Annotated in this window: 26 protein-coding genes; 20 read left to right on the top strand and 6 right to left on the bottom strand. The window is 37.9% G+C overall.

Annotated elements, in window-relative coordinates; genetic code table 11:
- Positions 1-100: 100 nt before the first annotated feature.
- A complete protein-coding gene (locus tag EW028_RS16410) occupies positions 101-502 on the bottom strand; it encodes a YugN family protein (protein ID WP_004224795.1) in 402 nt (133 codons plus the stop codon).
- A 147-nt stretch (positions 503-649) separates the two neighbouring features.
- Here EW028_RS16410 and EW028_RS16405 point away from each other — a divergent pair, with 147 nt between their 5' ends.
- Both EW028_RS16405 and EW028_RS16400 read left to right on the top strand, forming a co-directional pair.
- Positions 650-1,804, top strand: a complete 1,155-nt coding sequence (locus EW028_RS16405; protein ID WP_131521642.1) for a CAP domain-containing protein — start codon at positions 650-652, stop codon at positions 1,802-1,804.
- Positions 1,805-1,955: 151 nt separating this feature from the next.
- On the top strand, positions 1,956-3,428 hold the full coding sequence (locus EW028_RS16400) for a UDP-N-acetylmuramoyl-L-alanyl-D-glutamate--2,6-diaminopimelate ligase (RefSeq protein WP_131521641.1): 1,473 nt from the start codon (positions 1,956-1,958) through the stop codon (positions 3,426-3,428).
- Here the strand turns inward: EW028_RS16400 and EW028_RS16395 are convergent.
- Positions 3,409-3,909: a PaaI family thioesterase gene (locus EW028_RS16395; protein ID WP_131521640.1), complete on the bottom strand. Its 501-nt coding sequence runs from the start codon at positions 3,907-3,909 to the stop codon at positions 3,409-3,411. The genes EW028_RS16400 and EW028_RS16395 overlap by 20 nt on opposite strands.
- A gap of 87 nt (positions 3,910-3,996) precedes the next feature.
- Between EW028_RS16395 and EW028_RS16390 the strand changes: the two genes are divergently transcribed.
- Entirely contained in the window at positions 3,997-4,443 is a 447-nt protein-coding gene (locus EW028_RS16390) for a YlbF/YmcA family competence regulator (RefSeq protein ID WP_004224800.1), read from the top strand.
- 108 nt (positions 4,444-4,551) lie between these two features.
- On the top strand, positions 4,552-5,604 hold the full coding sequence (locus tag EW028_RS16385) for a tartrate dehydrogenase (RefSeq protein ID WP_131521639.1): 1,053 nt from the start codon (positions 4,552-4,554) through the stop codon (positions 5,602-5,604).
- Positions 5,605-5,694: 90 nt separating this feature from the next.
- Here EW028_RS16385 and EW028_RS16380 read toward each other — a convergent pair whose 3' ends face one another.
- Positions 5,695-6,606 (bottom strand): glycerophosphodiester phosphodiesterase family protein, encoded by a 912-nt coding sequence (locus EW028_RS16380; RefSeq protein ID WP_131521638.1) that lies wholly within the window; start codon positions 6,604-6,606, stop codon positions 5,695-5,697.
- A 403-nt stretch (positions 6,607-7,009) separates the two neighbouring features.
- Here EW028_RS16380 and EW028_RS16375 point away from each other — a divergent pair, with 403 nt between their 5' ends.
- A complete protein-coding gene (locus EW028_RS16375) occupies positions 7,010-7,282 on the top strand; it encodes a YlbG family protein (RefSeq protein WP_004224806.1) in 273 nt (90 codons plus the stop codon).
- Between the two features lie 2 nt (positions 7,283-7,284).
- Here EW028_RS16375 and EW028_RS16370 read toward each other — a convergent pair whose 3' ends face one another.
- Positions 7,285-7,674 (bottom strand): DUF7147 family protein, encoded by a 390-nt coding sequence (locus tag EW028_RS16370; RefSeq protein ID WP_036077099.1) that lies wholly within the window; start codon positions 7,672-7,674, stop codon positions 7,285-7,287.
- A gap of 56 nt (positions 7,675-7,730) precedes the next feature.
- Between EW028_RS16370 and EW028_RS16365 the strand changes: the two genes are divergently transcribed.
- From EW028_RS16365 to coaD, 3 genes are all read left to right on the top strand, one after another.
- Positions 7,731-9,152, top strand: a complete 1,422-nt coding sequence (locus tag EW028_RS16365) for an RNA polymerase II (RefSeq protein WP_131521637.1) — start codon at positions 7,731-7,733, stop codon at positions 9,150-9,152.
- Positions 9,153-9,223: 71 nt separating this feature from the next.
- Positions 9,224-9,790, top strand: coding sequence for a 16S rRNA (guanine(966)-N(2))-methyltransferase RsmD (gene rsmD, locus EW028_RS16360; RefSeq protein WP_048394681.1), 567 nt, complete (start codon positions 9,224-9,226; stop codon positions 9,788-9,790).
- A 1-nt stretch (position 9,791) separates the two neighbouring features.
- Positions 9,792-10,283: a pantetheine-phosphate adenylyltransferase gene (gene coaD / locus EW028_RS16355; RefSeq protein WP_131521636.1), complete on the top strand. Its 492-nt coding sequence runs from the start codon at positions 9,792-9,794 to the stop codon at positions 10,281-10,283.
- 58 nt (positions 10,284-10,341) lie between these two features.
- Here coaD and EW028_RS16350 read toward each other — a convergent pair whose 3' ends face one another.
- Positions 10,342-11,241, bottom strand: a complete 900-nt coding sequence (locus tag EW028_RS16350; protein WP_227744967.1) for a hypothetical protein — start codon at positions 11,239-11,241, stop codon at positions 10,342-10,344.
- Positions 11,242-11,359: 118 nt separating this feature from the next.
- Here EW028_RS16350 and EW028_RS16345 point away from each other — a divergent pair, with 118 nt between their 5' ends.
- Entirely contained in the window at positions 11,360-12,406 is a 1,047-nt protein-coding gene (locus EW028_RS16345; RefSeq protein WP_131521635.1) for a SepM family pheromone-processing serine protease, read from the top strand.
- Positions 12,407-12,450: 44 nt separating this feature from the next.
- On the opposite strand, the gene EW028_RS16340 is transcribed toward EW028_RS16345, so the two are convergent.
- Positions 12,451-13,662: a nucleotidyltransferase gene (locus EW028_RS16340; RefSeq protein WP_131521634.1), complete on the bottom strand. Its 1,212-nt coding sequence runs from the start codon at positions 13,660-13,662 to the stop codon at positions 12,451-12,453.
- A 167-nt stretch (positions 13,663-13,829) separates the two neighbouring features.
- Here EW028_RS16340 and EW028_RS16335 point away from each other — a divergent pair, with 167 nt between their 5' ends.
- From EW028_RS16335 to EW028_RS16285, 11 genes are all read left to right on the top strand, one after another.
- A complete protein-coding gene (locus tag EW028_RS16335; protein ID WP_004224818.1) occupies positions 13,830-14,363 on the top strand; it encodes a YceD family protein in 534 nt (177 codons plus the stop codon).
- Positions 14,364-14,387: 24 nt separating this feature from the next.
- Positions 14,388-14,561 (top strand): 50S ribosomal protein L32, encoded by a 174-nt coding sequence (rpmF, locus tag EW028_RS16330; RefSeq protein WP_004224819.1) that lies wholly within the window; start codon positions 14,388-14,390, stop codon positions 14,559-14,561.
- A gap of 163 nt (positions 14,562-14,724) precedes the next feature.
- Positions 14,725-15,492 carry an enoyl-CoA hydratase/isomerase family protein gene (locus tag EW028_RS16325; RefSeq protein WP_016992547.1) on the top strand — a complete coding sequence of 256 codons (768 nt, stop codon included), beginning with the start codon at positions 14,725-14,727 and terminating at the stop codon, positions 15,490-15,492.
- A gap of 110 nt (positions 15,493-15,602) precedes the next feature.
- On the top strand, positions 15,603-15,980 hold the full coding sequence (locus EW028_RS16320; RefSeq protein WP_004224822.1) for a transcriptional regulator: 378 nt from the start codon (positions 15,603-15,605) through the stop codon (positions 15,978-15,980).
- Positions 15,981-16,355: 375 nt separating this feature from the next.
- Positions 16,356-17,258 carry a ketopantoate reductase family protein gene (locus EW028_RS16315; RefSeq protein WP_131521633.1) on the top strand — a complete coding sequence of 301 codons (903 nt, stop codon included), beginning with the start codon at positions 16,356-16,358 and terminating at the stop codon, positions 17,256-17,258.
- Positions 17,255-17,650: a DUF3397 domain-containing protein gene (locus tag EW028_RS16310; RefSeq protein ID WP_131521632.1), complete on the top strand. Its 396-nt coding sequence runs from the start codon at positions 17,255-17,257 to the stop codon at positions 17,648-17,650. The genes EW028_RS16315 and EW028_RS16310 overlap by 4 nt, the downstream gene beginning before the upstream one ends.
- 395 nt (positions 17,651-18,045) lie before the next feature.
- Positions 18,046-19,662: a bacillithiol biosynthesis cysteine-adding enzyme BshC gene (gene bshC / locus EW028_RS16305; protein WP_131521631.1), complete on the top strand. Its 1,617-nt coding sequence runs from the start codon at positions 18,046-18,048 to the stop codon at positions 19,660-19,662.
- Between the two features lie 253 nt (positions 19,663-19,915).
- Positions 19,916-20,347 (top strand): division/cell wall cluster transcriptional repressor MraZ, encoded by a 432-nt coding sequence (mraZ, locus tag EW028_RS16300; RefSeq protein WP_048394670.1) that lies wholly within the window; start codon positions 19,916-19,918, stop codon positions 20,345-20,347.
- Between the two features lie 62 nt (positions 20,348-20,409).
- Positions 20,410-21,360, top strand: a complete 951-nt coding sequence (gene rsmH / locus EW028_RS16295) for a 16S rRNA (cytosine(1402)-N(4))-methyltransferase RsmH (protein ID WP_048394669.1) — start codon at positions 20,410-20,412, stop codon at positions 21,358-21,360.
- Positions 21,361-21,732, top strand: a complete 372-nt coding sequence (ftsL, locus tag EW028_RS16290; RefSeq protein ID WP_004224836.1) for a cell division protein FtsL — start codon at positions 21,361-21,363, stop codon at positions 21,730-21,732.
- Positions 21,729-23,951 carry a penicillin-binding protein gene (locus EW028_RS16285; RefSeq protein ID WP_131521630.1) on the top strand — a complete coding sequence of 741 codons (2,223 nt, stop codon included), beginning with the start codon at positions 21,729-21,731 and terminating at the stop codon, positions 23,949-23,951. Before ftsL ends, EW028_RS16285 begins: the two co-directional genes overlap by 4 nt.
- The last annotated feature ends 27 nt before the right edge of the window (positions 23,952-23,978 follow it).

Here is a 23,978-nt window from a genome sequence, read left to right as displayed (position 1 = left end):
AAAATATTTTTTACTCAAAATAAAAAAGACTGGACCACCAGTCTTTTTACAACCATGAAGCTATTTACGCTTTCTTGCAGTCACTTCAATGTACGAAAGATTAGCGTGCGTTAACAGGTTCAAAGTTATTTTTATTTGTAGGCTCGATTGAGAATTGATCTAACTCTAATTTAACCTTTTTTAAGATTTCTTCACATTTTTTTACAAGGTGTGCTGGATAAACCTCGTCATCGCCATATTCAACACCATGTGGATAATAGTATTTACCAAGGACTGGTTTCATTAATGTAAGGATGGCATCGTGTGCACCTACGTCACCAGAAATAGCATATGCGAATACGCGTAGGTAATAACGACCTTCACGAGTATCGAATCGTTTATCGAATGTCATACGCTCGTAATCCCAGCCGCCATCACATTCTAAACCATGCTTTTTCATAATGCTGACAAGTAGCTCTTGATCAGCTGTTAAATTTTCAAGGTTAGTATTTTCAAAATACATGTATAGTCCTCCTTTAGGTTCTCGTACAAAGTATACGCTCATTTTTATAATAGAGCATATTCGACATTGTTGCAATGACAACATTGTGTCAACCCAATTACAATTGATATAATAACTTACAATAATGGTGATGAAAAGGAGTCCTCTATGAAAGCTTTATTCCGCATTTTAATGGTTTGTGGTGCAGTTGCATTAATTGGCTTTATGTTTTTTAATACCCCTAAGGAAAATGAGCCACTAGAAGGCCCAAATACCAATTCGAATATCATACCTCAAACACAGCTAAAGCAGGAATCTGCAATAGGAGCAATGACACGTCCACAAACGGGTATATCCACATTGATAGGAAAAGGCACACAAGCTGTTTTAGAACGATATGGGGAGCCTGCAAGAAAGGAGCCGTCTTCATTTGGTTATCAATGGTGGGTCTATAATGAAGATGTTTCAACTTTTTTTATGATTGGTATTGATAATAATATTGTGACACAAATTTACATAGCAGGACAAGAAATTGATGCATTTCCTTTTAAAGTGGGCCAAAAACGTGATGAAATATACAGAATGACAATCATTGATTATGAGGTAGCCGCCACTGTAGGCGAAAATATTTTCATTTTCTCCATGAGTGAAGAAGATATGCAAACAAGGCTACTTATCAAATTTGATGGTCTTTACGCACAGCTTTACATAGATCGGGAAACAAGTGAGTTGCAGGGGATACGATATACAGATAGTGAAACACTTGTCCTTCATCAGCCATATGAAATGAGCTATCAAGGGGAGCTTGTTAGACGTACTCCTCCTTCCTCTTTCTTACAGCAAGAAATTGATATGGCTAGCGCTAAACAATTAGATGATTTGCTAAATGTAACAAGAGTCCATCATGATTTACTTCCTTTAGAAATGGATGAATCATTGGAGGAAGCAGCAAGAATGCATAGTGAGGACATGAAGGTGCAAAATTTTTTAGCGCATGAATCTCCAACCTATGGCGATCTAAAAAAACGATTACAGACGCAAAAAATCGAGTATAGTGAAGCGAACGAAAACCTGGCAACTGCCTATTTTGATGCGATTGAAGCCATGCATGGCTGGACAAATTCTCCTGAACACAGAAAAGTTCTTTTGAATGATCGATATACCCGCGTTGGTTCTGGCGCCTTTGTAGATTATTATACGCAAATATATCTTGAACCTACTACACAAGGAGTGGGTAGAGAAGAGCAAGATAATGAAGAGACGAAAAATGAAAAACAAGATAGCGAAGAATCTACAGATAAATCAAATCAAACCTTACCATAACAGAAGAATATTCAGATGAAGACAAGCTTTCAACAAACGGGCTTGTCTTCATTTTTTATGTGGAGTTTCTCCTTCTTTTAGGCTTCTACATTTTTCGTCACACCGTTACAAACGCCGTCATATGATAGAGAACTGAAAGGGGGAATGAGGTTTGCAATTAGCAGAGTTATTAAAAGACTGGCCATGTAGCGTGACGGGAGGATCTATACGGACAGAAATTACTGGTGTAGAGGACTATGCGCAGGCGGTACAACCTGGTGATATATTTATTGTGCGAAAAGGTAAAAAAACATCGGGAAGTCGGTTTGTCAAAGAGGCATTGGCACGTGGAGCTGCTGCCATCGTTTCAGAAGAAAGTATCTCTTTGCCAATTATAGATAAAGAAATTCCTTTTGTATGGGTTCCAAATACAGCATTATTTTTATCGTATGCAAGTGCGAAGCTTGCTGCTTTTCCAGCAGAAGCTTTAACTGTTATCGCCATTACAGGTACAAATGGAAAGACGACAGTGAGCCATTTTGTTAGTCAGCTTCTAAATGCACTACATAAACATGCAGCAGTTATTGGAACGGTTGGCTTTTTCATCAATGGTGAGAAACAACAAACGGCTTATGAGCAATTAACAACATTGCAAGCTAAAGAATTACAGCCCATTCTTAAGCAATGTGTGCGAAAAGGTGTGACCCATGTTGTATTAGAAGCTTCTTCAATGGGGTTGCAGCAGCATAGGCTCGATCATTGTGACATTGACTGTGGTGTATTTTTAAATTTATCAGAAGATCATTTAGAAGATCATGGAGGGTTGGAAGCTTATAAACGTGCCAAGAAACGTTTAGCGGATTTATCAAAAAAGCTAGTATTAAATGGAGATGATAATTTTTGCCGTTCTGTTGGCATTTATGATAAGAAAAAATCTTGCTCATTTGGTTTTGATAATCACAATGATTTACATATCCAAATCGTCAGTGAATCAGTTGGAAAAACCGTACTATGTTTACAGACTTCCGCGAGTGAGCATATTGTAGAAATTCCTTTTGTCGGTAAATACCATGTGCAAAATGCTGTTGCCTCCTTAATGGCTGTATGGCGCTTAGGTGTCCCTATGGAAGATATAGTTGGACATATGTGGTCATTAAGGCTACCAGAGGGCAGGCTAGAGAAAATTGAAAATCCATTAGGAATTGATGTTTATGTAGATTATGCCCATACAGCAGAAGCTTTACAAGCGGTATTGCAAACCTTTGATCGCTCTAAAACAATTTACCTTGTCTTCAGTTGTGGAGGAAATCGTGATAAGGCGAAACGCTTTGCAATGGGGGCAGTAGCAAGTAAATACGCTGATGTTATTTATTTAACAACAGATAATCCACGTGATGAAGATCCTATTGTGATTAATGAAAGTATTATTGCTGGTTTTACAGAGCAACAATATTATGAAATTTATTTAGATCGCAAACTTGCTATCCATCAAGCATTAGCAAAGGCAGAAAAGGGTGACATTGTCCTTGTTGCCGGAAAAGGGCATGAACAAACACAGCAAATTAAAAATCAAAAGTTCCCTTTTTCCGATCAACAATGTATTAAAGACTATTTTGCGAGTTTAATTACGGACGACGCTGAATAACGAAGAACGATCCTGTAGCAATGGCAAGCCTGCGACCAGTCTCATCTTCAATATCACATTCCATGACTAGCGTTTGGCGTCCCTTATGAACAAAGCGACCACGTGCAATCAATTCTTTATTTGTAGTGGTAGCAATATACGATACATTCATATTCGTAGTAACTACATTATAGCCCTCGGGTACAGAGCGCGAAGCAAGCCCTCCCATAGCGGCATCAGCAATCGTTGCAACAATACCTCCGTGCGGCACCTTTATCGTATTGTGGATGACCGGTGTAATAGGGATACGGACCTCACTGACCTCAGCCTCAAATTTACCTACCATATGTAAAGTAGCATTAATATAACGACGGTGAATGCCTTGCTGTTTCTCCCGTAGGCCATTTAAAAGATGTAATAAAACTTCTTCATCTTCCTCGGTACTGTCTTGTAAAATCTCAGCCACTAACTGTTCAACCTGCTCTTTAGATGTTGTCATCATTTGGAAAACCTCTTTCATTAAAATTATCATTAATGTAAAATTACCATAAAATCTGTTATGATGGGAAAGAGATTGGGGGAATTAAAGATGATGATGACCTCTGACTGGGTAATCATTTTGGATGAGGCGGAAGCGCTTTGTGAGATGATTCTTTCCTCAGAACCTGCGATGGCGCTACAACAAGCGTATGAAGCTGTATATAGTGATGCACAAATTGTAGAGGCTATATATGCATTTAATCGCATGAAAGAGCAGTACGAAGATGTACAACGTTTCGGAAAATATCATCCGGACTACCATACAATTATGAAGTCGATTCGCCAACAGAAAAGGGCACTTGACTTAAATGAGAAAGTTTCAGCCTTGAAAATTGCTGAAAACGATTTTCAGGATTTATTGGATGAGATTAGCCTATTAATAGGAAAAACGGTCTCTGAAGCGGTAAAAGTTCCTGTTAGTAATCCATTCTTTGCATCTGGTTCATCTTGCGGAGGTGGATGTGGCTCGGGCGGGTCATGCTCTTGCTCAGCGTAAATAGGATGTGTATATAACATATCTCTTCTAGACTGTAGACAACTCGAAGGCAACAACTGAGTTAGTTTACAGTCTTTTTTAATAATTAAATTGAAGGAGGAAGCATTAATGAAAACTTATCGAATTGCTGTAATACCTGGAGATGGAATAGGCAAAGAGGTTGTGCCAGCTGCAATAAAAGTTCTTGACCAGGCAGCGTTGTTAGATGGACGCTTTCAATTTGAATGGACAACTTTTCCATGGGGCTGTGAATACTATTTAGAGACAGGGAAAATGATGCCTGATAATGGTATTGAGCTGTTAAAACAGTATGATCAAATATTTTTAGGTGCAGTCGGAATGCCTAACTTGGTTCCGGATCATGTATCATTATGGGGCCTGCTCATTAAAATTCGACGTGAGCTACAGCAATCTATTAATGTACGACCTGCAAAGCTACTTCAAGGGTTACCATCACCTTTACGACAACCAAATGATTTTGATTTTATAGTTGTCAGGGAAAATTCTGAAGGGGAGTATGCTGAAAGCGGAGGAAGGATACATAGTGGTCAAGATGAGGTGGCAATCCAAAATGCTGTTTTTACAAGAAAGGGTACAGAACGCGCGATGCGCTATGCATTTGAACTAGCCAAAACACGTAATGGACATGTAACAAGTGCTACCAAATCAAATGGTATTACATATAGCATGCCTTTTTGGGATGAAGTGTTTAATCAAGTAGGAAAAGAGTATGAAGAGGTAGGTCAAGCCTCTAATCATATTGATGCACTAGCGGCATTTTTAGTGATGAAGCCAGAAAATTTTGATGTTATTGTAGCATCCAATCTATTTGGGGATATTTTGACAGATCTAGGAGGTGCCATTATGGGAAGCATAGGTATTGCACCTGCTGCAAATTTAAACATTGAAGGGCTATATCCATCAATGTTTGAGCCTGTCCATGGTTCTGCACCAGATATAGCTGGTCAAGGAATTGCCAATCCTATTGGACAAATTTGGACAGGTAAGATGATGCTCGATTTCCTTGGTTATCAAGATGTGGGAACAAGGATATTAAATGCTATAGAGCAAACATTAGCGCGGGGTATAAAAACGCCTGATTTGGGTGGGGCTGCCACATTACAAGAAGTATCGGATGCAATTATAGATTATTTAACATAAGTATTACTGTAATGGGAAGTAATAATGGGTCTAACATTTACATGAAAGGGAAGCACATCAGTTCAGTGTGCTTCCCTTTCATACCTTGTCTTATTTAGACTCTTGAACTTCTAATAACTCAACAGCTGTATCCGGACGATCGGTAATAATACCCTTTGCCCCATTATTGAGTAATTTTTTCATCGTATCTATGTCATTGATTGTCCAATAGTGGACAGGTATATTGAGGTTGTTTAAAAACTGAATAAATTTAGGAGAATCTAATGCAATAACCCCTGACCTTGGAGGAATTTGAAAAACATCCACTTTAGGGTGATATAAATGTCCAAACTGACTTGAGAAGGAAGCAAATGCTTTTCTGACATCTGATTCACCTGCACCAAGTGCTACTTGATTTTGAGCATATAAATTAAAACGATCTATTTGCTCACCATAAAAGCTTGTCACAACAACACGTTGTTCAGCTTGTAGTTCTTCAATTAAGCGCCAAAGTTTAGAAGGCATGAGACTCCCTTCGTAAGTATCTGGAGCATCTTTGATATCAATGTTGATTAACATGTTTGGATAGGTTTCAAGCAACTCACGTAAAGTTACGACATCTAATTTTTCCTCTCGATATGGGAAATTTCCTTCTAAATCTTCAAATTGGTAGCCATGATTTAAGGCATTGATTTCTGCCAACGTCATATCTGCAACGAGCCCATAGCCATCCGTTGTACGTTCAACTGTCTCGTCATGGAAAACAATAATTTCCTCATCTTTCGTTAGGCGAATGTCGATTTCAAAGCCATCAACACCTAGCTGTGCAGCTTTTTCAAATGCGACCATTGTATGTTCTGGTGCTAAAAGAGCTCCGCCACGATGTGCAAGAATTATGGGGCGTTCGAATTGTAATGCTTGTTTACCTTCACGTTGCTGTGGTTTTGAAATAGCTTTACTGCCTGCCCAAGCTGCTGCACTTGCTGCTGCAATTGCAAGCGCAATTTTTGTTTTCTTACCCATATTCGTCCTCCTTAACAATTATCTCATATAAAAAGTAATAGTGAATTCATTGTTTAATCAATAGTAGTAAATACAGGGTCTACTATTAAAATTAGTTACTAGTATAAGTGAATGATGATTTTTTTTATGCCGATTTTTTCCATCATATTGAAAAACAATCATTATGGAGGTGCAAATGTCTTGTAAAGTGTTCATTTGAGGCATGATCATCTTTCAGCATTCTTCTGTTCCTGTAATGATGCTACAATTGAATTTAATTAAAACAACTGATTCATCTTCACGATGTTCAACGTCGTATGCTTTTCCATTATAACGGAAAATTGAGCGTTCTGTCAGCTAAACTCTGTTGCTATCATTTTCTGGTCTATGGTATTCTTTTATGTAAGAAATGAGGGAATCCACTATGAACGAACGACAAGGGCTAATCGTTTACGTCCATCAATTAAAACATGCGAAGTCACTTCGGAAATATGGTCATGTTCTTTATATTTCTAGAAGGCAAAAATACGTAGTGCTTTACTGCGATCGTGAGGATATTGACATGATGACAACAAAACTACAACGCCTTCCATTTGTGAAAGACGTTGTGGCGTCTTATCGTCCTTTTGTAAAAACTGAATATGAAAATGCAAAACCAGATAAAGCAAAGGAATATGACTATAAAGTAGGTCTATAAACTTATGTTAATGCGGGTATATAGTTATTTAGTCTTAATATACCTATTAAGTATTGATAAAATAGTTTTGATTCCGAAAATATAGATGAGTGCTTTATTTCTACAACTACTGCTTTTCGACCGAGTTGTTCTATTTGTGCTTCAAACATTTTTTGTCGCTGTGTTGGCTGTTCTTCATTGTATGGGATGCCCTCTCGACAAATATAAATAGGCATGAACTTACTTTCGCCGACTGGTTTAAGGGCGACAGCTAAAGAAATCACCTTCTTGTCTTCTTTTGTAGATGTTAGTAAAAAGGCTTGATGAAAACGTTCCTGGTTGGTTTTAATAATTTCGAGTAGCTCGTAAACATCACCATAGCCTTCACCTAATTCTATAAATTGTTGTGGCATAATAATTGCACATCCTTTCCACTACTCATAGTATCATGCTGCGGGAGGTCAAGCACATGAAATTTGCATTAAGCTTTTTTTCTATTTTAGCACTAATCATTACAGGAACGGTATTTTTTCAATACCATGCTTATTCATCTGATTTAGAAACAGGCATAGGGGATTTTCATTATTCTCAGGAAATAGAAATTGTCTATCGCGAAAATAGCTTAGATATTCGACAACATTTTAAAAACCTACCAAATCAAAAGGTGAAAATTAAATGGCCTGAAAAAGCAACAAACGCGAGTTGCTTTATTGAAAATGAAAAAAGCTGTGATCGTTTATCAGATGAAGTTTCTTACTTTGCAAAAGGGGAGACAAAATCACAATCTGTATCATACATAATTCCAATTGAGGGTGGCTTAAAAAATAAGATGCTCCTTCAAAATGTTTTTGCTACACTAATAAATGGTGAAGCATCGTATTCAATTGTTTCAATTTCTACAGACAGTAAGGTGAAAGGACAATGGGTTACAGGTTTGCCCCTAGTAGGTCAACAACAACTTGTACTTGTCAATTACACAATGTTTAGAGGAAACGGTACTATTCAAGATTTATATTGGCAAGCCGGGGAGCTTAAAGCGCAAGAACAGACACCTGTGTTATCAATTTATGCCCAGCAAAAAGTCCCTCATGATTTTCTAAAGTCATTAGAAAATTTACAGCTTCTAAGTGATGAGCATATTGCAATTATTCAAGAAAAAAGTCCAGTAGCAGTTCATGACGAAAGATTGTTATTTTTACCAACACTTACTGAACAAGCTGTAGAGCAAGAAGTGATTTTATCACAAATTAAATCACAATATAATTTTGTAGATTCCCCAGAATGGTTGTCTGAGGTTGTGGCATCCTATTTAATAAGCGATCCCATTGGTGGAGAAAAAACAAAGAAAATCATCAAGACATTAAATAATTACATGACGGATACTCAACAACAAGCTTGGCAGGAAACATTAAAAAAGCTTGGAGATGAAACGATTTCACCTGATACAATGGACAAGTACTTATCACAGGTATTAGATGCCAAGACATCTTATTTTGCATTAAATGCAGCTCAGCAAAATGGAACCTATCCACTTTTATTTGAAGATGCACGTGATGTCTATGTAGATGATACATTGAAGGAAGATGTTCATGTAATTCTCTATGAGGGACAGGTGTTGTATACGGCAGATACATTATTGCCTTACCTTGGCTACTCAGCTGAGGAAGGAAAGAATGGCTATTATGTAAATAGCGAGCATCGTACATTCCGCTTCCCTAAAGAGCCTGGATTTTATGTATTCAACCAGCGTAGGTATTCATCAATCTCTGAACCAATCATAAAGATAGCTGATCATTATTATGTAGAAGAAGCTTGGTTACAGCGATTATTCCTAGTGGAACTACAAAAAAAGGAAGAACGCATTCAAATATTAAAACAAGAGCAACAATAACTTTTGCAGCGGAGGGCCAACCTTTCGCTGCAAAATACTTTATATAGACGAAAGTACGGTGAGATGCTGATATGAGAGTTGTAGCAGGAGAGCGCAAAGGAATGCCGCTAAAAGCAATAGCAGGAAATACGACAAGGCCTACAACTGACAAAGTAAAGGAATCCATTTTTAATATAATTGGGCCATTTTTTGATGGAGGTTTGGCGCTAGATCTGTTTGCTGGAAGCGGCGGCTTGGGGATTGAATCATTAAGTAGAGGAGCAGAACGTGCTATTTTTATTGAGAAAGATCCAAAAGCATTCCAGGTGCTACAAGAAAATATAAAAAAATGCCGTTATGAAGAATATACAGAGCTTTTTCGTATAGATGCAAAGCGCGCTGTGAAAGCGCTATTAAAGCGTGATATTACATTTAAACTCGTTTTTTTAGATCCACCTTACCATCAGCAGGAGTATTATGACCTCGTACAGATTTTGGTCGATAACCGTAAAATACAACAAGATGGTATTATTTTATGTGAACATGCAAAAGAGATAGGATTACCTCAAAATTTTGGGGAGTTTGTTTTAACAAGACAAGAAACCTATGGCGGAACAATTATTTCTGTTTATCGCTGTACAGAGGAAGAGGGAGAATAAGTTGTCTGAAAAAATTGCTGTAGTTCCTGGAAGTTTTGACCCTGTAACATTCGGCCATTTAGATATAATTAAACGTGCGGCTGATGTGTTTGATATCGTATATGTAGCAGTATTAAACAATTCAGCAAAGAATCCTTTGTTTTCTGTAGAAGAACGTATGGCTTTGATGGCTGAAGTGACAAAAACCTTACCTAATGTTCGTATAGAGAGTTCTTCAGGCTTATTGATTGATTATGCTAAGGAAAAAAAAGCGAAGGCGATTGTTCGTGGTTTACGAGCAGTTTCGGATTTTGAATATGAGATGCAAATTACATCCATGAACCGTTTCCTAGATGAAACAATCGAAACATTTTTCATCATGACGAAAAATCAATATTCGTTCCTAAGTTCTAGTATAGTAAAAGAGGTTGCGAAATATGGTAGTGATGTTAACGAGCTAGTCCCTACATGTGTCGTAAAGGCTTTAAAAGAAAAATATGGTTTTACACATTAAGGATGCAGAGGATGTCAAAAGATCGATGACATCCTCTTTTTGATATTTAGAGCGATTGTTATTTTAGAAAAAACAGAGCATAAATAGTGGGTACAATGATTATGCTAAGGAGGCGGAATTTAATATAAGGTCGTACAGAAAGTTTTGCAGATTTGGCGATAACAAAAATTTGTAAGTGAATACTTATACTTTGCATCGTTAACAAAATCACAACAAGTAAATGGATATACGGAAGATCTGGAAATGCTGTAACTGTCATTTTAAGACCGTTCGTTACCTCCAGAACAGCTGCTATGGAAAGCTCAATCGTATAGGGAAGCTTTGGTATAAGCTGATCTAAGCCTTGTTGTACAATGGTTTGAATCGTTGTGAAAAAGATGATGGTTGTACCAACTAGCAGAATGGTTGGGGCAGTTTCTTTAATACTTTCCGAAAATGGAGCACTATAGAGTGGTGTGTTGTGTACGGAGATATTAGGTGAATCAGTTTTGCGAAAGAAAAAGTAGCCAGTTACTAGGCAACAAATATTAAACGTATGTAGTAAACATAAAAACAACCATCCAAACGTATTACTGTGTAATAAATCAAGGCTTACAAAACCTAATACAAAAAGTGGACTGGGTGCATGACAAACAGCTAGCAAGAAATTTGCCTCTTTAGGGTGTAATTGACCACTATTTTTCAAATAAACAATAGTAGTTGCGCCAGTTGGATAGCCTCCAAGGGCACTAATAATGTAGGCTTGTACGTATAAAGAAGCCCTTTTTGTTTTGGTACGCATAGGGGCTGTTAAACGCAGAAGCCATTGTGTTAACACAAGATACGGCAATAAGTACGGAAAAAGTGCTTCCATGAAAAGATTTACGCCTAAATCAGTACCACTGTGAGCAGTTTGTGGGAATAACAAGAGTAAGAGAATTAGAATTACGCAGAGCACTATTTGAATTGTAGCAAACATGTTATCATCTCGTTTCAACTTTTTGTCATTCACATAGGCAAATGCTAAAATCAATATATGTGAGAAAGGCAAAAACATGAACGTATGGTTTTGCAAGCGTCCTAGGAGGTGTTTTCAAGTGAAGAAAAAAATTGGTATTTATGCAGTGTTAATAGTCGTGATTTGTTGTATGATGTTATACCGACTAGACGCGTATATTATGAAACCTGGAAGTGCCTACGATGTCAGTAAATTTGTTACTGTGGATAGTAAAGAGGCAGATAGTAAGGGGTCTTTAAGTTTAATGACAGTTGCTATGCAGCAAGCCACACCATTTTCGTATTTGTGGGCAAAAGTTCAAAAATATCAAAAGCTAATGGATATTGAACAAGTACGAAATCCTTTAGAGGATGATGAGGAATATAATATTCGACAGTTAAAGTTAATGTCCGATTCACAATTTAATGCCAAATATGTAGCCTTTCAAAGAGCAGGGCTAGAGACAAAGGTTCTTTTTAATGGTGTATTTATATTAAACGTTTTAGACGGAGGAGCTTCGGACGGTATTTTAAAAGCTGGAGATGAAATTGTTGAGGTTGATGGTCAAAAAATAACTAGCCAGCAAATGCTTGTGGATCTATTAAAACCTAAGCAGCTTGGCGATAAGGTAACCATTCAATTTATACGTAATGAAGAACAACATCAGGAGACTATTACACTACAGGAAATTCCTAACGCCCAAGAACATAGAGCGGGTTTAGGTATTTCCTATACTGAAAGCAAATCGATTGAAACTAATCCGAAGGTAACGATGAAAACAGAGGATATCGGTGGACCTTCTGCTGGACTGATGTTTACACTTGAAATATTAGACCAATTGCTTGATGAAGATTTAACAAAAGGCTATGCAATTGCTGGTACAGGTGAAATGCTAATAGATGGATCCGTTGGCAGGATTGGTGGAATAGACTATAAAGTTATTGCCGCTGATCGTGACGGCATGGAAATCTTCTTTGCACCAGATGATGAAATCTCTCGAGAAATGAAGGCGAAGTATCCAGAGCTAGAATCGAATTATGCAACGGCTGTCAAAACGGCAAAAGAGATTAAAACAAAAATGAAAATCGTTCCAGTGAAGAGCGTTGACGATGCTATCAATTATTTAAAGCAACTTCAACCAAAATAATATAAAGGGATGCTAAGAGGACCTTAGCATCCCTTTTGATGCCTTTAGCAACGAATAGGTGGTGTTTGATAATCCTTCGGCAGCGTAAGATTCTTTGTTCCTTGCTCGATACTTAAATTATAAAGCTCTGCTGCATGTATATCGATAGCTAACATCGCATCATTGGTAGCTGCAACTCGACTGATTAAGGGTAATTCTATATTCTTTTTTTGCTGTCCTAAATAAGCTTGTCCCATCGAACTCATACCCAATAGCCGAATAAAGGATGGCGCGTTAAAACTTTGAAGCTGCTGTTTGGTAAACCCTGTATAAATATGTGTTATCATCCGTTGAAGGCGGGTCCAGGTATAACGCTTAGATTTTATTTTTTCCATAAAGCTATAAAATGTAGAACTGGTTTTGGCAGCTTTGACAATTGCGTTTTCTATGCCCTCAGTTACTTCTGCATAACGAGTAAGCTCTGAAGGAGTATGTCTTACAATGGTGAACTGTAATAACGGCCAAAATGTTTCCCAGCTTGCAAATTGGTTATACTTTGTATGCCAGTCAGTTAAATATTCAAAAGTAGCAGTAGGAACAACATTTTGTACACTTTGTAAAGAATTTGTAGAGGCAAGGGCTTTACGTATGCCAGTGGCACTGGCGATTGATGCATCTTCCTTTAAAGCATCATGATATCCTGCTGCAACGCGAGGAATTGTTAGTGGTTTAATGTTGCTGTTAAGTGTCCTCGCTGCTTCAAGATAATGAAAGCCCAATATATTATTTGGTTGTGCAAGATCGATGTATGGAGCAGGGTACATCTGAGAAAGCTGTTCATAGGCGTAATGTAGGCTTTTTGGGTAGCTGGCACCTGTTTTAAGGCTGTCTTTAATGAACTGGTCATATTCTGTACGGTGGCTGTCAATCAGCTCAAAAGTGTTTAGAAAGGGCTGAATAGAGCCGTCTTCACTTCCAAAGGCAAAAGAGTTGCAACCAACAGCACTTAATAAGGAAATGGCTCCTTTTGCGAAATCTGTGGCAGGTGCTGTACTATAGACATAAGGCAGTTCAATAACAATATCTACACCGCCAGAAAGCGCCATTTTAGTACGTGTCCATTTATCTACCATGGCAGGTTCTCCACGTTGTAAAAATGTGCCGCTCATAACAGCGATTACGAGATCTGCCTGTGCTGCTTTTTTAGCCTGTTCTAAATGATAAGCATGTCCGTTGTGAAAAGGATTATATTCTACAACAATTCCAACTGCTTGCATGCTTCTCCCCCTTATAATTTGTGTCTTTATTTTAAACTGTTAGGAGTAAATACACTTCTCATAGTATATAATTATAGGTGGGTTTTAAAGTGGTGACAAGAAATTATCTTGACATCTATTTTTACACATTATATAATCAACAGTGTTGTCTCGAGGTGATTAAACGAATGAAATGGTCAATTCATCAATTATCTAAATACCGCCAAAACGGGATGCCAATCGATGCCTTTGTCCAGCTGGACGAAGTGATGGAGCGAAACCAGGATATTCGAGCAATTTCGCCCGTTCATGTAAAAGGGCTATGTACTTTTGGTGCATCGCAAATGACATGTCAGTTAACTGTGACAGCAACGTTAACACTACCATGTGCTCGCACATGGGAGGATGTTGAGTTTCCAATTGAAGTTGAGACAGTTGAAATTTTTAGCTGGATTGACGAAGATAAACGAGGAGACGATGACGGAGACATTCACTATATTGACGGTGAAGTCATCGACATGAAACCGGTTCTTGAGGAATTAGTTTTGCTTGAGGTACCAATGCAAGTGTTCAAGGAAGATTCTGAAGGACAAGTGCATGGTGGTAAAAATTGGTCTTATGCAACAGATGAAGACGTAGAGCTACACAAAAAAGCTGACGAACAAAAAGTGGATCCAAGACTAGCTGCTCTAGCTAAGTATTTTGATCAAACAGACGAATAGACGATCTGTAAGGAGGTGCCATCAATGGCTGTACCATTTAGAAGAACTTCTAAAACTGCAAAAAGAAAGCGTCGTACGCATTTCAAATTATCTGTACCTGGTATGGTAACTTGCCCTAACTGTGGTGAGGCTAAATTATCACACCGTGTTTGCAAAGCTTGCGGACAATACAAAGGTAAAGAAGTAGTAAGCAAATAATACAGTGTTTGCTCACTTAAAAGGCTAGTAGAGAGACCATGGCTCTTTACTAGCCTTTTTGTTTGCTTAAAAAGACGGAATATTTCGTTGATTATGAAGTTCTTTACAATAGTGAAATAATTGTGTGATACAATTTATTCATTGCGACAAAGGGGGTAGTGATATGTCTTATACGATTGACAATCATGATGGCATTATGACGTTTACCATTAACCGTGAAGAGAAACGGAATGCTGTCAATGATGAAGTGATGAACGGTCTTCAAGAAGTCATTACATATATTCGTGGGCATGAAGATGTGCGTTTCTTAGTAGTGACTGGTGCTGGCGATAAATCGTTTTGCTCAGGAGGGGATTTATCTGAGTTTCATTCATTGGAAACAGAGGATGAGGCATTTGGTATGTTAAGTAAAATGGGGAAAATATTATACGACCTTGCTACGCTTCCTGTACCAACTATAGCACTTATAAATGGTACTGCTGTTGGAGGGGGCTGTGAGATTGCAACAGCTTGTGATTTTCGTTTAGTAGCTAGCCATGCGAAATGCGGATTTATTCAAGGGACACTAGCCATTACAAGTGGCTGGGGTGGTGGTACATATTTATTTGAACGAGGTTTGCGTCATGATCGTGCAATGAAGATGCTAGTGGATGCGAAGCCTTACCCTGCGCAATTATTATATGAGATAGGGTGGGCTATGCGTGTTTTTGAAGGCTCAAAAGAAGATGCCTTGAACGATTTTATTGAACATATGCGAAAGATTCATCCTTCTGTTCATAAAGCTTATAAGGAGATTGAGCTTCGAAAGTGGCGTGAACGAAATATGTATGAGCGTGTGATGGAAGAAGTTCGTACCTGTGCAAAGTTGTGGGAAAGCGAAGCGCACCATCAAGCGGTTAATAATTTCTTGACAAAGAAGAATAATAAGTAATGTATAAAGACAGTGATGTGAGTAAAACATCATCACTGTCTTTTTTCATGCAATGATTCTATTTTGCTTGCTTTTGCATATAGTAGTAAAAAATGCGAGGGTGATAGATTATGGAATTGAAAAAAAGAAAAGATCAATGGACAAAGGAAGATGATGAAAGACTAGCAGAAATCGTATTGCATAATGTGCAAAATGGCAAAACACAGCTAGAGGCCTTTGAAATGGCGGCCATAGAACTAGGTCGTACAAAACAAGCGTGTGGTTTCCGTTGGAATAAAACATTGCGTGGTCAATATAGTCAGTCACTATTAGCTGTGCGAAATCAGCCCCAACAATCTATGCGAAGTCATTTGAAATTAGCGTTGACAAGTTTTGACGAATTAACGGAGGCTTATCAAACGCTTGAAATGAAGCATCGTGAATTGCAAAATGAGCATGAGAAGCTAGTGAAATGGCTTCAGCAAGGTTATTCATTAATGAAAGATTAAAATTATGATTACGTGGCTGTAGAACATGAATTACATTGCTTTTCTTTTATGGACATAAAACCCTTTCTGTATATCGTCAATAATCAGTCTATCCTGTATAATAAAAGAACCTGCGTAGAAGGTGCCTTAGATGTATTCTAAGGCACCTTATTCTTTAGTTTTATGAATGTATGCTATTCGGAGGTGAAGCATTATATGGTTGTTTTAAAGTCTGCTGATATAGGAGGCACGCCAAAAAGTGCGTCATCCTCTTTAATGGTGTGAATAATATCGTGTTGCTCTAAAGTATCACAGAGTGTTTCGAGTTTTTTGGACAATCTGAATGTAATGACGCCGAGGTAACAATGATCAGTAAAGATGGAAAGGGTGTAGACAATGAAAGTAGCGATAATTGGGGCAGGGGCAGTTGGTCAATTAACAGCAAGTTTTTTAGCGGAGTCTGGTGTACCAGTAACGTTGGTTGCCAGAAGGCAGGAACAAGTAAATGAACTAAATGCCAAGAAGTTAACACGTATCAACGTTGATGGGACTAAAACTGTGCAAAGGATTGTTGCTACTACAGATTTGGCTAATCTACCAAAGCAAGATTTACTAGTGATTGCTGTTAAATACGGACATTTGCAAAAGCTCTACAATCAATTAGCCTTATTTCCAAGTGATATGCCGTTGCTTTTTATGCAAAACGGCTTAGCGCATTTGGAGGAGGCGCTACTCTTGCCACAAAAAAATATCGCCTTTGGTTCAGTGACCTTTGGAGCTCAATTGATGAACCAATCGACGGTTCAGCATAGAGGAGTAGGACTATGTAAAATAGCGATAGAACGAGGAGAACACCAGGCTTTTCAACAGCTACTACAATTACAACATTCCTTATTTCCTATTGAATTGGCTAGTAATGCAGAGCAAATGCTTTTTGCAAAAGCGGTGCTTAATAGCTTAATTAATCCATTGACAGCTGTATTGCAAGTAAAGAACGGAGAGTTAGTGACTAATCAACAAGCATTTTTACTGCTAGAACATATTTATCGAGAGCTTACAGAAGCTTTTGAAGAAATTGAACACACCATATCTTTTAGTGATGTGATAGACTTATGTAGGAAAACAGCCAACAATACTTCATCTATGCTAGCGGATCGTCTGCAGGGTAGAAAAAGTGAAATTGAAACAATTGTTGGTGTCATACTAAATAAAGCTTTAGCAAACGGTCATAATTTACCTACTTTGCGTACTTTATATCATCAAGTGCTTGCAATAGAGGAGAGCGGTGAAAGAAGTTGAAAGACCTTTTACATATAGTTATTAGTATCCTTATTTTTTGTCCAATTGTTCTTTTCGTAATTGTTTATCTGGTTGGCAGGAAAGTTAAAATTCGTGGCACACATGCTTTTGGAGCAGCCTCTGATGTTACGACATTGTGCTTGTTTTTTTCTGTTCCGTTAGCCATCGGCGTACTTTGGCGTGTGAATGTTGGGGCTCTTTTGGTAATACTCGCGATAATGATGGCTATGATTTTTACATATATTGATTGGCGAACTAAAAAGGAAATAGAAGTAAAGCCGTTATTAAAGAAAATTTGGCGTTTTTTATTCTTAATACTTAGTACAGCTTATCTAGTGATATGTATCGTGGGTGTTATTCAATCCATTATGGAATATTTACAGGTTGTCTAAGCATTTTCTTTTCATGTTGAAGCTTTAAGCGTTAAAATAATAGCATTAAAATAGTTATAAAAATCATTCTATGGGGATGAGAATATTGATTGCATTCATAAACCTTCGTAACTAGAAGCGTAGTTCAGTGACATGAGGATGTGAACCAGCACATGTTTTTTGTACCGAAAGCAAAGTTAGGTATAGAAAATCCTTCTCGAGGGAGAGCAATGGCTTTTAAATCGAAATGTCTGCTGCAACATTGTTGCCTAAAAGCCGCTAATAGATGCCGCGGATTTTTTGAGCAATTTGAATGTCAAGGCGACATTGAAAGCCTTATGTGCATAGTATGAATGAAATTCAATTTCTTGTTATGAGTAAGGAAATGATTTAGTGAGTAGAGGAGTTTATGTTAAATGAAACTGGAGTCAATCCAAGTACCTATAAAAAATCATGTACTAGCAGATTACTGGTCGCCAAATACTGCCATTCATCAATTTTTTGAGTATGAATACAATGATCAAGCTTTTGAGAAAAGAGCGGAGCATTTAGCGCGAAATTCCCGTGATCAAAAAGAATTAACTACAATCATCCGTCAATTTATGGAGCCGCTGGGGTTATCAAAAAAAGCGAATGAACATTTAGAACAACTAGAGCAAGGAGCTATGGTAATAGTTGGTGGACAACAGGCAGGTATCTTAACAGGCCCTCTTTACTCCGTTCATAAAGCTATTTCAGTTATTGCATTAGCGAAAGAGCAAAGTACGAAGCTTCAACAGCCTGTTATTCCTGTTTTCTGGATAGCTGGAGAAGATCATGACTTAGAAGAAATCAATCACACCTATACGGTCCATGGGGAATTGCTGAAAAAAAGAGCTTATGGAGAGCGCTCTAGACGTAAAACGATGGCTTCTGCAACAACCCTAAACAAAGAGTCGATGACGCAATTAATTAATACAATTATTCGTGATATTGGAGAAACAGAGTATACAGAAACGTTGATTAAGCAATTAGTTGACGCATTGAACAATAGTGAAACATTTACAGATTTCTTTGCCTGTCTAATGAATCAATTATTCAAAGAAGAAGGCTTATTATTAATCGATGCCGCCAACTTTCAATTCCGTCAATTTGAACATAAATATTTTGCTCAAATCATTCAATCCAATGAAGAAATTGCTAGAGTAGTAACGGAAAAGGAGCAAGAGCTTGAATGTGCTGGCTATGGTAAGCCTATTTTAGCAACATATGAAGCCGCTAATTTATTTTACGTAGAAGATGGGGAGCGACATCTTTTAGAAAGAAAAAATGATCTGTTTGTTAATTTAGCGGCAAACCTTAAATTTACACAAGAAGAGCTATTAGAAGTGGCGCATAATCATCCTGAACGTTTAAGTAATAATGTAGTAACTCGCCCGTTGATGCAGGAGATGACATTGCCAGTATTGGCGTTTGTTGGTGGCCCGGGAGAGCTAGCTTATTGGGCGACACTGAAAAATGCATTTTCAGTGTTAGATTTACAAATGCCGATTTTTGCTCCGCGCCTACATATAACTATTGTCACTCGTCATGTAGAGCAATTATTACGCGAGCATCAACTAACTGTTACTGACGTATGGGAAGGGAAAGCATTACACCTGAAAGAACGTTTTATTGCAGATGTACAGGACAGTGAAGCCAAACGCCAAATTCAAGCTATGCAGCAGTTGTTAGTAGAAAAATATGAAGAGCTAGCCTCCTATTTAGAGAAACAGCATCTGCAATTAGATAAGATTCTTGAAAAAAATCAAGAAAATCATGCGAAGCAATTTGACTATCTACAGCAAAAAATTGAACAAACTGTATTGGGTAAGCATGAAACGACGATTCGTAAATTTATGACACTGCAAAATGAATTATATCCTAATGATGGTTTCCAAGAGAGATCCTTTAATCCGTATCAATATTTCAATGAGTTTGGACCTATGTTAATTACTGAAATGCTGAAGCAAAATTATAGTATCGGTAAACACCACTATTTACTTTATTTATAAAAATAAAAATAGATACTTTTTACCTAATTAGTAATTTGATATCCTGTGAATTTGATGAATAATGTCGAGATAAATAGTATTTAAAGAGCTATCCTACCAGGGGTGGCTCTTTTTTTGTATCATTTAGCACATGTCAAAAAAATTCCTAAAGGTCTAATTGCATATTAAGTGATAAAATGTCAAGTTTTTTTTAAAAAAAGTGGAGGAAAGTGGGGGGATGTGGTACATTATTTAATAAAGTGGGGTGAGTAGTATGTTCATGGGAGAATATCAACACTCCGTTGATGCGAAAGGGCGATTAATCGTACCGGCAAAATTTCGTGAAGCTTTAGGCGAAACGTTTGTTGTCACAAGAGGTCTCGATAACTGTCTATTTGGCTATCCTATGAATGAATGGCGAAAACTCGAAGAGAAATTAAAAGGTTTACCAATGACCAAAAAAGATACACGAGCATTTGCGAGGTTTTTCTTTTCTGGAGCAACAGAGGTAGAGATAGACAAGCAGGGGCGTATCAATATCCCAACTACCCTTATGCAACATGCGCATTTAGTAAAAGAATGTGTGGTGTTGGGTGTTTCAAATCGAATCGAGATTTGGGCTAAGGATGCTTGGGAAGCTTACTTTAGTGAGTCTGAACAATCTTTTAATGAAATTGCAGAAAATATGATTGGCTTTGATTTTTAACTTGTAATAGGCATTACAACGTGATAGTTGAATGAGGTTAAGGCCTGAGAGGAGCGAGTGGTATGTTCGATCATACAACCGTGTTATTAAAAGAAACTGTTGATGGGTTGAACATAGATCCTGATGGTGTATATGTGGACTGTACACTAGGTGGTGCGGGACACAGTGAATATCTAGTACAACAATTATCAGATAAAGGCCGCTTAATTTGTTTTGATCAAGATATGACGGCTATTGAAAATGCGAAAATTCGATTAGCACCTTATATAGAGCGTGTTACATTTATCCATTCGAATTTCCGTTACTTAAAAGAAGAACTATTAGCTCATGGCATTAAGCAGGTTGATGGTATTTTATATGACTTAGGCGTATCTTCTCCACAATTAGATACACCTGAGAGAGGCTTTAGTTATCACCACGATGCACCACTTGATATGCGTATGGACCAAACTGCAACACTGACAGCATCAGATGTTGTTAATCAATGGGCATACGAAGATCTTGTTCGTATATTTTTCCGTTATGGAGAAGAAAAATTTTCTAAACAAGTTGCCCGTAAAATTGAAGAGGCTCGAAAAACAGCGCCGATTGAAACAACTGGTCAACTTGTAGAATTAATTAAAGAGGGTATTCCAGCAGCGGCACGCCGAAAAGGTGGACATCCGGCAAAGCGCATTTTCCAAGCAATAAGAATTGCTGTTAATGATGAGCTAGGCGCAGCAGAGGATTCATTAGTCGATGCGATTGATATGATTAACGTAGGGGGGCGCATTAGTGTCATTACGTTCCATTCATTGGAGGACCGCCTATGCAAGACAATCTTTAAGGAAGCGTCATCATTACCGGAATTACCGCCAAATTTACCTGTAATTCCTGATGACATGAAGCCAACTTTAAAGCTTATTACACGAAAGCCCATTATTCCTTCTGATGAAGAATTGGCAGTTAATAATCGTGCGCGTTCAGCGAAGCTTAGAGTGGTGGAGAAAATTAACGACAAAGGGCGTGAGTAAATGGCAGCAGTTCGTGTAAGGCAACAGCACCAACATCAACAAGTGCAACAACCGATAACACCACCTAGTCCACAACCCACTATCATACGTCGTAAAAAAACGAACCAGAAGTTTGAAAAGACAATGCTAATTGTTTTAATTGGCATTATTGCTGTACTAGGAATTCTTGTATTAAATAAACAAGCAGCGATTCAAACAACAAGTATAGACATTCAAAAAATCGAATCAGAAGCAGAAGAGATTGCGAAACAGAATGTTGACTTAACGGTTCGTGTAAGTGAACTTTCTACATACGAAAACATATGGAAAAAAGCCAAAGAACTCGGTTTAACTCAAAATGAGAAAAATGTAAAGGTAGTGCCGGGAGAATGAAAAAAAAGAGATTTCGATTCCAATGGGGAGCCTTTCTATTATTAATTTTTTATGGAGGGCTCTTTTTTCTATTATTCACAAGAATGGTGACATTACAGGCTACAGGTGAAGTGGAAGGACAAGAGCTTGCAGCGAGAGCAGCAGCTAAGTATGGTAAGGAAAGTGTAATTACAGCTAATCGTGGGAAGATTTATGATCAAAATGGACAAGTAATTGCAGAGGATACATTGAGTTATCGCATGATTGCCATTGTAAGCGAAAAGGCTACAACAGATCCAAAGAATCCTCGACATGTAGTAGATTCGGAGAAAACGGCAAAAGTACTAGCGAAATATATTCCAGCGATGAAGGAAAAGGAAGACGAGATTGTTAAAAAATTGAACAATCGATATAGAAGTGATGGTGAACCTTTATATCAAGTTGAGTTTGGTAGCGCAGGCCGTGGCATTAGTCACGAGGTCATGAGTAAAATAAAGGAAGAAAAATTACCAGGAATTCTCTTTGTGAGTGACTTAAAACGGTATTATCCAAATGGTGTATTTGCCTCTCATTTAATTGGCTATGCTCTCAAAAAAGATAATGAAGATGGCACGGTTACAACCAAGGGAGAAATGGGTCTAGAATATACGTATGATAAAGAATTAACAGGCGTTAATGGCAAGGTGGAATATGAGACAGATGCTTTCCGCTATTTGCTTCCAAACAGTGAGAAAATGATTACACCTGCAAAAAATGGGGACGACATTTATTTAACACTTGATAAAACAATCCAAAGCTTCTTAGAGGAAGCAATGACAAAGGTTGAACAGGAATATAATCCTGAGTCCATGACCGCGGTAGTAGCAGATCCGAAGACTGGGAAGATTTTAGCAATGTCACAGCGTCCTACATTTAACCCAGAAACACGTGAAAGTCAAAATATGAAGTGGCTGAATGAGGTAATTGAGGAGACAATTGAGCCTGGCTCAACGATGAAAACTTTCACGCTTGCTTCAGCTATCGATACTGGAAAATGGACACCGAATGATAGGTTTATGTCAGGTTCATATACAGTATTTGACCGTACGATTCGAGATCACAATAGATATGGTTGGGGTCCAATTACTTATTTAGAAGGTTTTCAACGCTCTGCCAATACTGGTATGGCCCATTTATTAACTAAGATTGGCGATGACGTATTTATTGATTATCTGGATCGCTTTGGTTTTGGGCACAAAACGGGAATTGATTTACCGAATGAAGCAGCGGGTACTATTTTATCGAAGTACCCTATTCAACGAGTAACAACAACTTACGGCCAAGGTTCAACAGTAACACCTATTCAGTTAATCCAAGCGATGACTGCTATTGCGAATGATGGCAAGATGATGCAACCGTATGTTATCGACCGTATTGTTGATTCTTCTACAGGGAAAATTATTCAAAATCATGAACCAGTTGAAAAAGGACAGCCGATTAAAGCTGATACAGCGAAACAAGTACGAGAAATCCTAGCTTCAACATTAACATCAAAACATGGGACAGCGAAGGATTTTATATTGGAGGATTATGAGGTTGCAGGGAAAACGGGGACTGCCCAAATTCCGAAAGCTAGTGGTGGATATCTTTCAAACCAATACCTTTATTCATTTTTAGGCTTAGCTCCTGTAGATGATCCACAGCTAATTGTATATGTCTCAGTGAAAAAACCTAAGCTGAACAATGAGCTTGGATCTGTACCAGTATCAAAAGTCTTTAATCCAGTTATGTTAAATAGCTTAAAGCACCTTAATATCAACCCAGACGATGTTCAACATGTCAATAAAGTCAGCATTCAGGACTTTACAGGTCAAAGTGCTGAAGCGGTTGAAGTAGAATTAGCCAATGATGGTTTACAACCAATTGTTGTTGGTAGTGGTGGTAAAATTATTGAACAATATCCATCGAACACTCAAAAACTGGTAAAAGGTAGTTTTGTATTTTTAAAGACAGATGGCGAGGTAACATTGCCAGACTTTACGAATTGGTCATTACGTAATTTACTAGTCTTCAAATCTATGACTGGACTCGAGATGGAAATATTCGGCGAAGGTTTTGTAGCAAGTCAAAGCGTTTCAGCTGGAACCGTCATCACTGATAGTTCCCCGATTGTTGTTAAGCTTAAAACACCTGCCGAAAGCTTTGTACAAGACGTTGAAGCTGCCTCTGAGGGCGAAGTTGAAGAAGTAGAGGATGAATAATACTGAATAGAAGTCCACTTTATTTCA

It is taken from the genome of Lysinibacillus sp. OL1 (assembly GCF_004332175.1).
Classification (GTDB): Bacteria; Bacillota; Bacilli; order Bacillales_A; family Planococcaceae; genus Lysinibacillus; species Lysinibacillus capsici.
The sequence above is the reverse complement of the archived record's forward strand: the minus strand, read 5'-3'. Positions and strand labels throughout refer to the sequence as shown.